The sequence below is a fragment of the Citrobacter sp. H12-3-2 genome (assembly GCF_009649895.1).
Lineage (GTDB): Bacteria > Pseudomonadota > Gammaproteobacteria > Enterobacterales > Enterobacteriaceae > Citrobacter > Citrobacter portucalensis.
On the sequence record NZ_CP045837.1, the window covers coordinates 1142583 to 1157493 of the forward strand.

14 protein-coding genes and 1 tRNA gene are annotated in these 14911 nt (G+C 52.0%); 6 read left to right on the forward strand and 9 right to left on the reverse strand.

Going from position 1 to position 14911, the window contains the following annotated elements:
• The first annotated feature begins 171 nt into the window (after positions 1-171).
• From GHC22_RS05455 to GHC22_RS05480, 6 genes are all read left to right on the forward strand, one after another.
• Positions 172-248 (forward strand) — tRNA-Arg (locus tag GHC22_RS05455).
• A gap of 121 nt (positions 249-369) precedes the next feature.
• Entirely contained in the window at positions 370-936 is a 567-nt protein-coding gene (gene yqaB, locus GHC22_RS05460) for a fructose-1-phosphate/6-phosphogluconate phosphatase (protein WP_048236634.1), read from the forward strand.
• Positions 933-1361 (forward strand): YqaA family protein, encoded by a 429-nt coding sequence (locus GHC22_RS05465; protein WP_003825961.1) that lies wholly within the window; start codon positions 933-935, stop codon positions 1359-1361. Before yqaB ends, GHC22_RS05465 begins: the two co-directional genes overlap by 4 nt.
• A gap of 77 nt (positions 1362-1438) precedes the next feature.
• Positions 1439-2995 carry a glutamate--cysteine ligase gene (gshA, locus tag GHC22_RS05470; RefSeq protein WP_032944711.1) on the forward strand — a complete coding sequence of 519 codons (1557 nt, stop codon included), beginning with the start codon at positions 1439-1441 and terminating at the stop codon, positions 2993-2995.
• A 149-nt stretch (positions 2996-3144) separates the two neighbouring features.
• On the forward strand, positions 3145-3660 hold the full coding sequence (luxS, locus tag GHC22_RS05475) for an S-ribosylhomocysteine lyase (RefSeq protein WP_003037312.1): 516 nt from the start codon (positions 3145-3147) through the stop codon (positions 3658-3660).
• A gap of 345 nt (positions 3661-4005) precedes the next feature.
• A complete protein-coding gene (locus tag GHC22_RS05480) occupies positions 4006-5376 on the forward strand; it encodes a carbohydrate porin (protein ID WP_153752397.1) in 1371 nt (456 codons plus the stop codon).
• A gap of 48 nt (positions 5377-5424) precedes the next feature.
• Here GHC22_RS05480 and emrB read toward each other — a convergent pair whose 3' ends face one another.
• From emrB to proV, 9 genes are all read right to left on the reverse strand, one after another.
• Positions 5425-6963, reverse strand: a complete 1539-nt coding sequence (gene emrB / locus GHC22_RS05485) for a multidrug efflux MFS transporter permease subunit EmrB (RefSeq protein ID WP_003825966.1) — start codon at positions 6961-6963, stop codon at positions 5425-5427.
• A 16-nt stretch (positions 6964-6979) separates the two neighbouring features.
• Positions 6980-8152, reverse strand: coding sequence for a multidrug efflux MFS transporter periplasmic adaptor subunit EmrA (gene emrA / locus GHC22_RS05490; RefSeq protein WP_003825968.1), 1173 nt, complete (start codon positions 8150-8152; stop codon positions 6980-6982).
• 129 nt (positions 8153-8281) lie between these two features.
• A complete protein-coding gene (gene emrR, locus GHC22_RS05495; RefSeq protein ID WP_003037300.1) occupies positions 8282-8812 on the reverse strand; it encodes a multidrug efflux transporter EmrAB transcriptional repressor EmrR in 531 nt (176 codons plus the stop codon).
• A gap of 90 nt (positions 8813-8902) precedes the next feature.
• Positions 8903-9238: an L-valine transporter subunit YgaH gene (gene ygaH / locus GHC22_RS05500; RefSeq protein ID WP_003825969.1), complete on the reverse strand. Its 336-nt coding sequence runs from the start codon at positions 9236-9238 to the stop codon at positions 8903-8905.
• A complete protein-coding gene (locus GHC22_RS05505; RefSeq protein ID WP_003825971.1) occupies positions 9228-9965 on the reverse strand; it encodes an AzlC family ABC transporter permease in 738 nt (245 codons plus the stop codon). The genes ygaH and GHC22_RS05505 overlap by 11 nt, the downstream gene beginning before the upstream one ends.
• 122 nt (positions 9966-10087) lie before the next feature.
• Positions 10088-11272, reverse strand: a complete 1185-nt coding sequence (locus GHC22_RS05510; RefSeq protein ID WP_032944707.1) for an MFS transporter — start codon at positions 11270-11272, stop codon at positions 10088-10090.
• Positions 11273-11462: 190 nt separating this feature from the next.
• Positions 11463-12458 (reverse strand): glycine betaine/L-proline ABC transporter substrate-binding protein ProX, encoded by a 996-nt coding sequence (gene proX, locus GHC22_RS05515; protein ID WP_003825976.1) that lies wholly within the window; start codon positions 12456-12458, stop codon positions 11463-11465.
• A 189-nt stretch (positions 12459-12647) separates the two neighbouring features.
• Positions 12648-13712, reverse strand: a complete 1065-nt coding sequence (gene proW, locus GHC22_RS05520) for a glycine betaine/L-proline ABC transporter permease ProW (RefSeq protein ID WP_153752398.1) — start codon at positions 13710-13712, stop codon at positions 12648-12650.
• Positions 13705-14907 carry a glycine betaine/L-proline ABC transporter ATP-binding protein ProV gene (gene proV, locus GHC22_RS05525; RefSeq protein ID WP_003825980.1) on the reverse strand — a complete coding sequence of 401 codons (1203 nt, stop codon included), beginning with the start codon at positions 14905-14907 and terminating at the stop codon, positions 13705-13707. The genes proW and proV overlap by 8 nt, the downstream gene beginning before the upstream one ends.
• Positions 14908-14911: the final 4 nt, after the last annotated feature.

Consider the following 14911-nt stretch of genomic DNA (forward strand, 5'->3'; position numbering starts at 1 on the left):
TATTCTCCGAGATAACAGCGAAACTGTTGTTTCATGGTCTGAGAGATAATCGCGAGCACCAGGGAGGATAACGTTGCTTCAGCAACGGCCCGCAGGGCGAGGCGCAACCGAGTAATCCTCCCGGATGCACTATCTTCTTCGCAGTATCAGTAGTAATCAGCAATTCCCGATGCATCCGTAGCTCAGCTGGATAGAGTACTCGGCTACGAACCGAGCGGTCGGAGGTTCGAATCCTCCCGGATGCACCATCTTGTCCCTCCCTCTAAATCATTTCCACATACTCTCTGAACACCCCTCAATTCGCTGTCAGCGACAAAATCAATCAATTACGATAAAATAACGTCTGGTCACTCGGCTTGTGAGAAGACGATGTACGAACGTTATGCGGGTTTGATTTTTGATATGGATGGTACCATCCTGGATACCGAGCCTACGCATCGTAAGGCGTGGCATGAGGTATTGGGGCATTATGGACTACGGTTTGATGAACATGCCATGGTCGCTCTCAATGGTTCCCCAACGTGGCGTATTGCGCAATCGGTAATTGAATTAAACCATGCCGATCTTGATCCTCATGCACTGGCACGTGAAAAAACTGACAAGGTGAGAAGCATGCTGCTGGATAGCGTCCAGCCTTTACCGTTGGTTGATGTCGTGAAAGCCTGGCATGGTCGTCGTCCTATGTCGGTAGGTACGGGTAGTGAAAGCGCAATTGCAGAAGCGCTGCTCGCTCACCTTGGTCTGCGTCGCTATTTTGATGCTGTAGTCGCAGCCGATCACGTACAACACCATAAACCGGCTCCTGATACGTTTTTGCTTTGTGCCGAACGTATGGGGGTTGTTCCGGCTCGTTGCATCGTGTTTGAAGATGCCGATTTTGGAATACAGGCGGCGCATGCCGCGGGAATGGATGCCGTGGATGTCCGGTTATTGTGAGTGATGGACTGTCGCTCCTGTCACTGTTTGCCAGCAGTTTTCTCAGTGCCACGCTATTACCCGGCAATTCTGAAGTTGTTCTGGTTGCTTTGTTGGTTTCCGGGGTCAGTCATCCCTGGGTCTTAGTCTTAACAGCAACAATGGGTAATAGCCTTGGAGGGTTAACTAACGTTATCCTTGGGCGTTTCTTTCCATTGCGTAAAACATCGCGCTGGCAAGAAAAAGCCACTGGCTGGCTGCGGCGCTATGGCGCTGTCACACTATTATTAAGCTGGATGCCGGTTGTGGGGGATTTGCTGTGCCTGTTAGCCGGGTGGATGCGCATCTCGTGGGGCCCAGTTCTCTTTTTCTTATGCCTTGGCAAGGCGCTGCGCTATGTTGTTGTCGCAGCGGTTACGACACAAGGCATTATGTGGTGGCACTAATTGTGTTGTGGGATAGCCTTCAGGGTAACCAATACCATTATGCTAATTAAAACGATTTTGACAGGCGGGAGGTCAATTTGATCCCGGACGTATCACAGGCGCTGGCCTGGCTGGAAAACCATCCTCAGGCGTTAAAGGGGATTCAACGTGGTCTGGAGCGCGAAACGCTGCGTGTTAATGCAGATGGGTCATTAGCAACGACAGGCCATCCTGAGGTGTTAGGCTCAGCGCTAACGCATAAGTGGATAACCACTGACTTTGCCGAAGCATTGCTGGAGTTCATTACTCCACCCGGTGATGACATTGAGAAAATGCTCACGTTCATGCGCGACTTACATCGTTATACCGCCAGAAACCTTGGCGACGAGCGTATGTGGCCGTTGAGCATGCCTTGCTATATTGCCGAAGGTCAGGATATCGAACTGGCGCAGTATGGTACGTCGAATACCGGTCGCCTGAAGACGCTGTACCGTGAAGGCCTCAAAAACCGCTATGGCGCGTTGATGCAGACAATCTCGGGCGTACACTACAACTTCTCGCTGCCTATGGCTTTCTGGCAGGCGAAATGCGGTGTAACCGAAGGTGAGGATGCTAAAGAGAAGATCTCCGCGGGCTACTTCCGTCTGATCCGCAACTACTACCGTTTTGGTTGGGTGATCCCGTATTTGTTTGGTGCCTCTCCGGCCATTTGTTCCTCATTCCTGCAAGGAAAACCGACAACTCTGCCGTTTGAAAAAACCGACTGTGGGATGTATTACCTGCCGTACGCAACGTCGCTGCGTCTGAGTGATTTGGGCTATACCAATAAGTCGCAAAGCAATCTCGGAATTACGTTTAACGATTTGCATGAGTATGTGGCAGGATTAAAGCGCGCGATTAAGACGCCTTCCGAGGAGTACGCGGCGATCGGTCTGGAGAAAGACGGTAAGCGTCTGCAAATCAACAGCAACGTTCTGCAGATTGAAAATGAGCTGTATGCGCCTATTCGCCCGAAACGCGTCACTCGTCGTGGAGAAACGCCATCAGATGCGCTTCTGCGTGGCGGTATCGAGTACATCGAAGTACGCTCGCTGGATATCAACCCGTTCTCGCCTATCGGCGTGGACGAGCAGCAGGTGCGCTTCCTCGATCTGTTTATGGTCTGGTGTGCGCTGGCTGATGCCCCGGAAATGAGCAGCGATGAATTGCTGTGTACGCGTAAAAACTGGAATCGCGTGATTCTCGAAGGGCGTAAGCCTGGGCTGACGTTAGGTATTGGCTGTGAAACAGCCCAGTTCCCGCTGCCGAAGGTTGGGAAAGATTTGTTCCGCGATCTGAAACGAGTGGCACAAACGCTGGACAGCATCGATGGGGGAGAGGAGTATCAGAAGGTCTGTGATGAACTGGTTGCCTGTTTTGACAATCCTGAACTGACTTTCTCTGCCCGGATCCTACGGTCTATGATTGATGAAGGCATTGGCGGCACGGGCAAAGCGTTGGGTGAGGCTTACCGAAATCTGCTGCGTGAAGAGCCGTTAGAAATAGTGCAGGAAGCTGAATTTATTGCTGAAACCGAGGCTTCAAAGCGTCGTCAGCAGGAGATCGAAGCGGCTGATACTGAGCCGTTTAGCGTGTGGCTGGAAAAGCACGCTTGATACAAAAGAAAAAGGCCACTCGGGAGTGGCCAAAATTTCATCTCTGAAAACAGGGATGATGATAACAAATGCGCGTCTTTCATATACTCAGACTCGCCCCGGAACAAAGAGTTCAGATTATTTTTAAAAAATTTATCGGAGGTGGCTAAATGCCGTTGTTAGATAGTTTTACTGTCGATCACACCCGGATGGAAGCTCCCGCGGTCCGGGTTGCAAAAACGATGAACACCCCGCATGGCGACGCAATCACCGTGTTTGATCTGCGTTTCTGCATTCCGAACAAAGAAGTGATGCCTGAGAAAGGTATCCATACGCTGGAACACCTGTTTGCAGGTTTTATGCGTAACCACCTTAACGGTAACGGCGTTGAGATTATCGATATCTCTCCGATGGGATGCCGTACCGGCTTCTACATGAGCCTGATTGGTACGCCGGACGAACAGCGCGTAGCCGACGCGTGGAAAGCGGCAATGGCGGACGTGCTGAAAGTACAGGATCAGAACCAGATCCCGGAGCTGAACGTTTACCAGTGCGGTACGTATCAGATGCACTCTCTTAGCGAAGCACAGGATATCGCGCGTCATATTCTGGAGCGTGATGTACGCGTGAACAGCAATGAAGAGCTGGCGCTACCGAAAGAGAAACTGCAGGAACTGCATATTTAGTCTTATTGATTAGCTGTTCCAGTATTTAAATTAACCCCGGTTTATGTCCGGGGTTTTTTATTGCTTAATATAATGTGCGTTTATTATATTTGCGGCGAGAATACATTTTAATTTAAGTGATGCCTGACCTGTTAAATAATAAAATGTGATCTGGTAAACAGAAAGAGGTGGATAAATAATGATGCCAGAGTGTATTGATCACATAAACTAAAAAACATAAATAATTAATAGAAAAACATAATGGAATGCGCCAGATATCCGGGTAATAACAAGACTCTTTTAATAGCCGGTAGATAGGGTTTTTATCAAATCTTATCTGGTATACATTAAACTTTAGGGATGAAAATGAAGGCTAAATATTTAGCGCTGATGATCGGTGCTTGCTTTTCTCATAACCTTTGGGCAGCAAATAATATCACTATTGAGCAGCGTCTGGCTGAACTGGAGCAACGTGTTGTTAATGCCGAAAAACGGGCATCCGATGCTGAGGCGCAAATTCGCTCGCTGAAGCAGCAGCAGGTCGCTGCTACGCCGACGGTGAATGTCCAGTCTGCCGAGCCGATTGCAGCAGGTGAAACTCCGCCTAAGCTGACATTATCCGGCTTCAGCGATATTAAGTTCTATGGCGATGTCGAATTTAATATGGATGCGGCAAGCCGTTCCGGTAGCCTGACATCGACGAGAACGTCAGCGAATAAAGATTGGGCACCAGGAACCAATGAACGCTGGGATATTAACGGACGCCTGTTGCTGGGTTTTGATGGCTACCAGCGGCGGGACAACGGTAATTTTGCAGGGTTCTCGGTACAGCCTCTGGCGGACCTGACCGGAAAAATGAACCTCGATGATGCCGTTTTCTTCTTTGGTCGTGAGAATGACTGGAAAATTAAGGTTGGTCGTTTCGAAGCCTACGATATGTTCCCGCTGAATCAGGATACGTTTGTTGAATATTCGGGGAATACAGCGAACGATCTCTACAGTGACGGTTACGGCTATATCTATATGATGAAAGAAGGACGGGGACGTAGCGACAGCGGGGGGAACTTCCTGCTGAGCAAAACCATCGACAACTGGTATTTCGAAGTTAACACATTGCTGGAAAATGGCAGTATGTTATATACCGAGAAGCAGTACCACGGAATGGATTTAACCAACGATAAAAACGTGGCTTACGTCCGTCCGGTTATCGCCTGGCAAAACGGGCGTTTTTCAACGGCGATAGCGATGGAAAGTAACGTCGTTAACAACGCCTACGGCTATTACCAAAATGGGACGTGGATCGATCAGTCAGATCGTACGGGCTATGGTTTTACCATGACCTGGAATGGTCAAAAAACGGACCCGGAAGATGGCGCCGTGATTAACCTGAATACCGCCTATATGGATGCGACCGATGAGACAGATTTTACTGCTGGGGTGAATGCGTTGTGGCATCGATTTGAACTGGGTTATATCTATGCGCATAACAAAATCGAAGCTTTCAATGCTACCAATATCGATGCCGTTTGTGAGGACGATTGCTGGATCACCGATCCCGGCAATTATGACATTCACACTATTCATGCCTCATATTTATTCCCCAATGTGATGGATATGAAAAACTTTAACATCTACCTCGGTGCCTATGCTTCATGGGTAGAGGCCAATCCGAATAATGGTGATAACAGCGAAGATGCGCGTTACGGCGGGCGTCTGAGATTCAAATATTACTTCTGATTGTAGGTCTAATAAAAAAGGGATCCGCAGATCCCTTTTATCAGATAGTTAGTGTGCGCCACCGCCGCCGCCGCCCGCACCGAAGGGCGGTTTGGCGAACCACACCAGGCCAAGCAGGACCAGGAAGATCCCCGCCGACATCCAGAAGATTTCGTTAGCGGAAATAATCAGCCCCTGATTGGTGATCTGCTGAGCTATCCAACCTGAAGCCTGCTGGTGCGTCATCCCTAAATCTTGCAGCTTATCGTACATAGCCTGTGCATTTGGGTTGTAGGGGTTAACAGATTCCGTTAGCTGCGCATGATGCAGCGACTCGCGGTTTGTCCACATTGTCGTCGTAATCGATGTGCCAATGGAACCTGCCAGCGTTCGCGTAAAGTTCGACAAGCTGGATGCCGCCGCCAGACGCTCGGGCGGCAAGCCGGACAACGTAATGGTGGTTAGCGGCATAAAGAAGCAGGCTACCGCGAACCCCTGAATAAACTGCGGCCAGGCCGATGCGCCAAAGTCCATACCCGGCTCGAACGTCCACGCACGCCAGTAGAAACAGACGGCGTACATAATAAAACTGAACGTTACCAGCCGACGCATATCCAGCTTATGCGCGAAGCGGCCGATAATCGGAGACAGGATCACCGGAATCACCCCAACCGGCGCTGACGCCAGACCAGCCCAGGTTGCCGTATAGCCGTATACCTCCTGCAACAGCTGCGGCAGCAGTACGATTGCGCCGAAGTAGAGCATATAGGCCAGGCTGATACACAGGCAGCCGATGGTAAAGTTGCGCGACTTAAACAGCGAGAGATCGACAATGGGGTGCTCGTCGGTAAGCTCCCAGACGATCAGGAAGCTGATAGCGACAACGGCGACCACCGTCAGGATGATAATCTCCTGCGAGGCGAACCAGTCCAGCTCTTTGCCGCGGTCGAGCATAATCTGCAAACTGCCGATACCGATGACCAGCAGTGCCAGACCAATGGCGTCAATGCGCCGCTGCTCGGTTTTGGTTTCCCGACCGCGCAGGGTTTGCAGTGTCATCAATACCACCACAGCCCCGATTGGCACGTTGATAAAAAATATCCAGCCCCAGTGATAGTTGTCGCTGATATAGCCCCCAAGAATAGGACCACATATCGGGGCAACAATCACCGTCATCGACCATAGCGCGAGGGCGATGGAACGCTTGGCGGGTGGATAGTTATTCAGCAACAGGCTCTGTGACAGCGGAATTAATGGACCGGCGACAATACCCTGGATTACGCGGAAGAAAATCAACATGTTCAGGCTGGTGGACATCCCGCATGCCCATGACGCAATGACGAAGGCGATAGTTGACCACATAAAGAGTCTTACTTCGCCAAAGCGTTTTGCCAGCCAGCCGGTGATCGGAATAGAGATAGCGTTCGCCACCCCGAATGAGGTGATCACCCAGGTCCCCTGGCTCAGTGAAGAGCCGAGGTTCCCGGCGATAGTGGGGATCGCCACGTTAGCAATGGTGGAGTCCAGCACCTGCATGAATGTCGCCAGGGACAGCGCGATCGTCATAATGACGAGCTGCGCGCCTTCCAGCGGTTTTTGCTGTTGCATCACACGCACCTTTGAATTAACCCGCGTTGGCCCGCACGATCTCTTCGATCATCTTATTGACCGGAGCAAGGTTGATTTCACGTGCATTACTTTCTGATACCGGCGTGGTACGAACCTGGCTTGCCAGAATTTGTCCGTCACGATTTGAGGTATCTACCGTAACCAGCGTAGACAAACCAATACGTAATGGATGCTGTGCCAGTTGCTGCGCATCCAGTTCGATACGTACCGGCAGACGCTGGACGACTTTGATCCAGTTGCCGGTTGCGTTCTGCGCTGGCAGCAGGGAGAAAGCGCTGCCCGTACCCATATCGAGACCGACAACTTTACCGGTATATTTTACGTCATCGCCGTATATATCGCTGATAACGGTCGCCGGTTGGCCGATACGCATGTGCGCGAGCTGTGTTTCTTTGAAGTTGGCATCTACCCACAGGTTAGTGGCCGGAACAACCGCCATCAGCGGCGTGGTTGGGCTAATTTGCGCACCAGGCTGTACGGCGCGACGGGATACATAACCGGTCATTGGGCTGACAATTCTGGTACGTTCCAGCGCCAGCCAGGCATTGCGCACTTCGGTGGCAGCCTGTTGCACAGCGGGTTGATCTTCCAGCTTGCTACCCAGAATCATCGCCTGGTTAGCATTATATTGTTGGATCGCGACATCAAGCTGGGCCTGAGCGCTGGCGACGGCATCACGAGCGTGTTGCAGCTCTTCACGGCCAATCAGGTTGGCATTGCCCAGCGGAACTCGGCGATTAAAGTCGCTTTGTGCCTGCGCCAGTGCGGTTTTTTGCACTTCAATGCTTGCCTGTAACTGCTTGCTGTTGATCATCAACTGGTGCGTCTGACGCACGCTGGAAGCCAGCGCAGTTTTGGCTTTTTCAAATGCCTGCTTTGCGTCTGTCTGGTCGAGGGTGACCAGCACATCGCCTTGTTTTACAAAGTCAGTGTTATCAGCCCAGACTTTCGTCACGCTGCCTGATACCTGAGCCATGATTTGAACCTGGTTCCCTGCCACGTACGCATCGTCTGTCTCTTCGACATGACGAAGTACTAAAAACCAATAAATCCCATATGCCACGGCAATGATAATAAAGAGCAAGGTCAGAAGGAGCAGCATACTTTTACGTTTGCCATTCTTCTTGACCGGTTGCTGCGGGGTTTGAGTCTCCGCATTTGCGCTCATGTTGTTCTCCACGATCTTATTTTTTTCACATCGGCTGAGCCGACCTGTTTATCAGACAGGCCAGCAGTATGCGTGCTGGCCTGTCGGTTTTTTCATTTATAAATCTGGATTTCTGAGCGAGTCGGCGCGTTAGCGCAGCGCTTCTAACACCGCGCCATCCTGCTCCATCTGATCAAGACGGGTCAGAAGTTTACGGGTAATTTGCTCAAGCTGATCTTTTTCGGTGGTGCTAAGAGACGACCAGAGCTGATGCAGGCAGTTATGCTGAGGCGGTAACACCTCTTGCAAAAAAGCATGGCCTTTCTCGGTCAATTGCAGATGCAGACAGCGGCGATCGTTATCGCTTTCACGACGTTCGATCCAGCCACGTTTTTCTAACTCATCCGCAATGCGGGTGGCGTTAGTGCGTGACGAGCCAAGCGCGCAACTCAGTTCAGAAGGCTGAATACTGTGGTTTTCCTGAGACTCCAGCGTAATCAACGCCATAAACAATGTCTCGTTAATCCCTTGAGCTTTCAGCATCTTATTGCGGTTTTCCAGCAACTTACCCTGCATGTGCATACAGAGGCGAGTCAGAAGCACTTCCTGATAAGGGAACTCTTCGTAGCGGCTGGCGCGAAATTTTAGCATTTGTTCAATGGGCGTAAACGAACTATCCATTTGGGTATAACCTCATTAATTTCAGCCGATATAGTAACGACAGTGACAAATAAAGTAAATGTATTATTTCTTTAAAATGATTGTTTTTATCTATAAGCCAACAAGCATTTTCCAGGCTAATCCATAGCCCAGAGCACTCAGTAACGTTGGAATGATGATGCTGCGGGTCTTATAGAAGCTTGCGCCCAGTATGACAAACCCCACCAGCGTAGGCACGAACCGACGAGCGTCGTGCATAACTTCTGGTGCGGTAGACACCACCAGCAGGGCGCAAATAGATGCAATGCCAATAGTGTCGAGTAGTATGCCCGTCGCGCCGCGCTTCGTCGGGCGAACATTGCCTACCCCAAGACGGAGTGGCAAATAGCGAAAACAGTAATTAACGCAGCCGACCAACAGGCCAAGTAGCAGAACCTCATAGCTCATCAGGACCTCCCTGCCAAAATGACTGGATGAGCGCCGTCAGGCATCCGCAGACAATACCTGCAAGGATAGCGGCAGGTATGGAAAACAGCATGACGCCAGCCAGCGCCCCGGCCAGGGAGGCAGTCACGCAGAGCGCTTGTTTACGTTGGAATGACGCGAGCAGGAAGCTCATAAACAGCGCCGGGAGCATGAATCCCAGTGCCGCTTCAACCGCCGGGTAATCCTTGAGTAAACCACTGCCGGAAAACGCGCCGATCACCGTACCAAACACCCAGGAGGCCCAGGAGCACAGTGCGATGCCGATCATCCAGTTTTCACTCCAGCGCCGATTATCCCGGACCAGTTTTGCCGTTGCAGCGGCAAAGACTTCATCGGTAAGGCCAAAAGCCCACAGTGCACTTTTGGGTTTACTCAGTCGCTGGGCTATTCGACTGCGCAGGGAAGGGCCGTACAAAACATGACGGACATCCATGGCCATGACGGTAAGGGCGGCGACCCACAGCGAACTGCCCGCAGCGAGCATGGTGGTAATGACAAACTGGCTGGCTCCCGCATAGATAATGCAGGAGAAAAAGACGCTTTCAACCGGCGTAAAGCCAAGGCGAGTGGCATTGAGACCAAATGCAAAAGCGACCGGAATATAGCTGATGACTATTGGCAGGCTGTCTTTGAATCCTTCCGTTAACGTTGCCGAACAGGATTCAGACTGGGGTACAGGGCTTTCCATAGGGTTATAGGTTTCATTACCGAAATTAATATAACTTGGCTCAATGAGTTATAACCTTAGCAGACTGATGGGCTCCTTAACACCCTGTGGAGCCCAATCAGCGGTAAACATGCACTATACGCTTAATTTACGGCTTCCTGACGGTGAAAACCTCGCCACCAGACCACCAGGTTGAGTACGGCAACGGTCGTACCCGCCAGACAAACGCCAGCCCAACCAGCATGCTGCCAGGCGGAGGCTGAAATTAGCGAACCTGCCGCTCCGCCAATAAAATAGCTGGTCATGTATCCGGCGGTCAGGCGATTACGCGCATCCGGATGAATGCGATAGATAACCGTCTGGTTGGTGATGTGTACTCCCTGAACGGTGAGGTCCAACACCAGAATACCGATAATCAGCATGGGGACGGAAGCGTGCCCAAGCCAAATAGCAAGCCAGGAGAGCAGCAGTAATAGCAGCCCCATGGTTGTGGTCAGGTGGGATTTACCTTTATCGGCAAAACCGCCCGCCGGACGTGCGCCTAATGCCCCTGCGGCACCCGCCAGACCGAACAGACCAATCATTCCTTCCGAATAGTTAAACGGCGGCGCGGCGAGCAAAAACGCCATCGAGGTCCACAGGATACTGAAATTGGCAAAAGTCAGGCAGCCCAGCATCGCGCGGGTACGCAGCAATTTATCGTGAATAAACAGGCTGAATACCGAGCCTAACAGCTGAGGATAGTTAAGATGAGTATCGGATTTCATCTTCGGCAGGCCGCGCCACAGCGCAACCGCCATCAGCGCCATTAATACTGATGCGACCCAAAATACGGTGCGCCAGCCGCCAAGATTCGCCAGCAATCCCGCCACGGTGCGCGCCAGCAGAATACCCAGCAGCAGGCCGCTCATAATCGTGCCGACAACCTTCCCGCGCTTATCCGGTGTGGCAAGCGTTGCCGCCAGCGGAACCAAAATCTGTGCCACTACCGAGAACAACCCGGTCAGAGCGGTGCCGAGAATCAGCATACCCAGCGACTGGCTGCTGGCGGTGATCAGCATGCCGCCAGCCGCGAGCAACGTCATGGAGACAATCAGCATCCGACGTTCAAACATATCGCCGAGCGGCACTAAGAACAGCAGGCCGGCAGCGTAGCCGAGCTGGGCCGCAGTGACGATAAACCCTGCAGTACTGGCAGATAGCGAAAAGTTGCGCGCGATGGTGTCGAGCAGCGGCTGCGCATAATAGTTACTGGCGACGGCGAGGCCGGTGGCGATAGACATTAACAGGATCAGCGAAGGGCTAAGTCCCTGAGTGGTTTTCGTCATGGTTTTCAACTGAATAATGGGTTGCAGAAAACAATCATAACGGAAGTGATTAACTGTTGCTGATTTGTTGAGTGATGGATTGTGCGATTGGGGGAGGGAGGATAGGCCGGATTAGGCGCATCGCACCAACATCCGGCATTTATGCGGTTACTGGCCTGATGGCGCTACACTCATCAGGCCTGCGAGTGGGTTATTTCTGCGCGGCCAGCGCTTCGTTCACCCAGCCGTCAAACTGCTGCTGGTGGGCTTTGATCCAGCCGTCAACGTGACCCTGTACGTCGGCTTCAGACGCTTTCCCGTCGTGCATCATTGCGTTCTGCGCGTTGATATCCGCCAGCGGCAGCTTCATGATGGCAAACAGTTTCGCCGCAGCCGGGTTTTTCTCTGCCCAGGCTTTATTGGCGACAATATGCATAGTGTTCACTGGGAAGCCGTAGTTGGCGCCGTTTGGCAGTTTGGTATCAATATCTTTCTGCTCGCCTGGCAGGGAAGAGAACGGCACCTGCAGCCAGACCACATCTTTACCAGGTTTCATTACGTCGCTCACCCAGTACGGTGTCCAGGTGTAGTAAAGAATGGGTTTACCTTCTTTGAAGCGGGTAATGGTGTCGGCCATCATCGCCGCATAGTTACCGTGGCTGACCTCGACGGTTTTTTCCAGATCGAAAGCTTTGTTCTGGTGGTTGATTACTGCTTCACAGCCCCAGCCCGGTGAACAGCCCATCATATCGGCTTTTCCGTCACCGTTGGTGTCAAAGATTTTGGCGATCTTCGGATCTTTTAACTGGGCGATATTGGTGATTTTATACTGCTCAGCGGTTTTCTTGTCGATCAGATAACCCTGTGCGGCACCCGTAACGAATACCCCCTCGCGATAAAACTTTTTGTCTCCGCCCGCAGCGGCGTACATATCATCATGCAGCGGCTGCCAGTTCACGGCGGTAAAAGTTGCATCGCCAGAGGCAATGGAGGTATAGCCGACGTTGTAGTCAACTTCGCTGGTTTTGTTAACGGTGTAACCCAGTTTCTCCAGCGCACGGGCGACTAACTGCGTCTGGAAGGATTCTTCAGAGATAGTGCTCTGGATTGGCTGTACGGTGATGCCTTTGCCCGGCAGGTCGGCAGCGAAAGTGCTGGTGGAGACAAGGGTGGCAAACGCTGTGGCAATAATTACTTTCTGTCGCATCGTTGTTCCTTATTACACTTCATCCTTCAAGCTGCCTCTTTGTTGGCTGCACTCATGCACCCCAGTCACGTACTACTTGTACGCTCCTGGGGATACATTCGTTTGCCGCCGCGATGCAACTTGAATGATTTTGTGTAAGTTAATGAATTGTAGGCCCGGTAAGCACAGCGCCACCGGGCAACGGGTGAATTACTTCGTGAAAGGGCGAGTGATAAGCCCAACGGGACCGGTGGTGTACCAGCGACGGTTGCCACGACTACGCGAGTCGCGACCGACGGCCTGCGTCAGGCGGTCGAGAATGATAGCGAGGATCACAATCCCAACCCCGCCGACGGTGGCAAGCCCCATATCCAGACGACCGATTCCGCGCAGAACCATCTGACCCAGTCCGCCGACGGCAATCATCGACGCGATGACGACCATTGAGAGTGCCAGCATCAGCGTCTGGTTAACCCCAGCCATAATGGTGGGCATTGCCAGCGGGAGCTGCACTTTAAACAGCATCTGACGCGGGCTGGCGCCAAACGAGCGCGAGGCTTCAATCAGATCGGCTGGCACCTGGTTAATCCCCAGAATAGTCAGACGCACGATTGGAGGCAGGGCGAAGATAATCGTCACCACTACGCCCGGGACGTTACCAATACCGAACAGCATGACAATCGGCACCAGATAGACAAACGCGGGTGTGGTTTGCATGGCGTCCAGCAGCGGGCGAACAATTTTTGCTGCCCGTGGACTGCGCGCCAACCAGATCCCCATCGGCAGACCGATCACCACGCAGAACAGCAGCGCGGTCAACACCAGCGCCAGGGTTATCATGGCCTGCGACCACGCGCCGATGGCACCGATGGCAATTAAGGAAATCAGCGTAGCAACGCCCATCCCCACGCCGGAAATCTGCCAGGCAATCAGCGCGAACAGGATAATCGCCACGGGCGCTGGCATACCCAACAGCAGCTGTTGAAAGCCGTTGAGAATGTAATCCACCGGGACACGAATGCCCTGGAAGACCGGACGGAAATGGGTAACGACCCAGTCGATCCCCTCTGTGACCCAACTGTCAAGCGGGATCAGCGTTTTATGGAACGGATCCATAATATTGAAATGCTCTGGTGCCGGCGCGGGTGCGCTGGTCAGCCAGTCCGCGCCACCACCGTCAGTGGGTGCGCCTGATGGCGTACTCCAGGCATCAGCATTTTGTGCGGCACAGTCGGCCGCTGGTGTGGTGTCCCACGGATTAGTTTGATCAGCCATTGTTTACCCCCTCACGATCTAAAGCCTGTAACAGCATGCGTTTTGAAATGACGCCCACATACTGCTGTTCCTCATCTACAACCGGCACCGCGCACGGGGCCTGACCGACATGAGAAAGCAACTCGCTGAGAGGGGTTTGTGCATCTACGGCTAACGGCTCATCGATCAATGCCGCTTCAATACCTTGCGCCTGACTTAACGCTGTTTTTAATGAGTCGATAGAGACAACGCCAACGAATTTATTGCCGCGTTCGATCACGTAACCATATTCGCGATCTTTGTCCTGCAATAATTGCAGCGCAGAACGTGGACCCACACCGGGGTTTTTACGAATCAAACCTTCGGGACTACGGCGTGAAATATCTTTCGCGCTAAAGACCTGGCTAATATCGACGCCACGGAAGAAGGTGCGTACATAATCATTGGCCGGATTATTCAGGATTTCATCTGGCGTGCCGACCTGGACCACTTCACCGTTTTGCATAATGGCAATTCTGTCGCCAATGCGCATGGCTTCGTCGAGGTCATGCGATATAAAGACCACGGTGCGTTGATGCTTCGCCTGTAGTTTTACCAGTTCATCCTGCATCTCAGTACGAATTAATGGATCGAGGGCTGAGAAGGCCTCATCCATTAATAAGATGTCAGGGTTAATGGCTAATGCGCGGGCGAGGCCTACACGCTGGCGCATCCCCCCGGAAAGTTCATCCGGGTAGCCGTGAGCATAATTCTCCAGACCAACCTGGCGCAGCGCATCTAACGCTTTTTCACGACGTTCATCCGCACCTACGCCGGCTAATTCCATGCCGAATGCCGTATTGTCGAGAACCGTCATGTGCGGCATCAGGGCAAAGGACTGGAACACCATCGCAATCTTTTTTCTGCGCACCTCGCGAAGCTCAGCATCGGATATCCGGGCGATGTCTACGCCGTCAATCAATACCTGTCCGCGGGTGGGTTCAATCAGGCGATTGAGAAGGCGTACCATTGTGGATTTACCCGAACCGGATAATCCCATGATGACAAATATCTCGCCTTCTTCAATGGCCAGACTGGCGTTCTTAACGCCAAGCGATAGCCCCGTTTTATCCAGAATCTGCTCTTTTGAAAGTCCTTTTTCAATATATTTGAAGGCTCTCTGGGGATGCTCTCCAAATATCTTATAGAGATTTTTAACTTCTAATTTAATTGCCATGCAA

Bases quoted from the DNA above. Each gene is read 5' to 3' on its own strand.
- GHC22_RS05505 (WP_003825971.1), bottom strand. From the start codon at position 9,965: ATGGAAAGCCCTGTACCCCAGTCTGAATCCTGTTCGGCAACGTTAACG.
- proX (WP_003825976.1), bottom strand. From the start codon at position 12,458: ATGCGACAGAAAGTAATTATTGCCACAGCGTTTGCCACCCTTGTCTCC.
- emrA (WP_003825968.1), bottom strand. From the start codon at position 8,152: ATGAGCGCAAATGCGGAGACTCAAACCCCGCAGCAACCGGTCAAGAAG.
- emrR (WP_003037300.1), bottom strand. From the start codon at position 8,812: ATGGATAGTTCGTTTACGCCCATTGAACAAATGCTAAAATTTCGCGCC.
- emrB (WP_003825966.1), bottom strand. From the start codon at position 6,963: ATGCAACAGCAAAAACCGCTGGAAGGCGCGCAGCTCGTCATTATGACG.
- ygaH (WP_003825969.1), bottom strand. From the start codon at position 9,238: ATGAGCTATGAGGTTCTGCTACTTGGCCTGTTGGTCGGCTGCGTTAAT.
- yqaB (WP_048236634.1), top strand. From the start codon at position 370: ATGTACGAACGTTATGCGGGTTTGATTTTTGATATGGATGGTACCATC.
- proW (WP_153752398.1), bottom strand. From the start codon at position 13,712: ATGGCTGATCAAACTAATCCGTGGGACACCACACCAGCGGCCGACTGT.
- proV (WP_003825980.1), bottom strand. From the start codon at position 14,907: ATGGCAATTAAATTAGAAGTTAAAAATCTCTATAAGATATTTGGAGAG.
- GHC22_RS05510 (WP_032944707.1), bottom strand. From the start codon at position 11,272: ATGACGAAAACCACTCAGGGACTTAGCCCTTCGCTGATCCTGTTAATG.
- GHC22_RS05480 (WP_153752397.1), top strand. From the start codon at position 4,006: ATGAAGGCTAAATATTTAGCGCTGATGATCGGTGCTTGCTTTTCTCAT.
- luxS (WP_003037312.1), top strand. From the start codon at position 3,145: ATGCCGTTGTTAGATAGTTTTACTGTCGATCACACCCGGATGGAAGCT.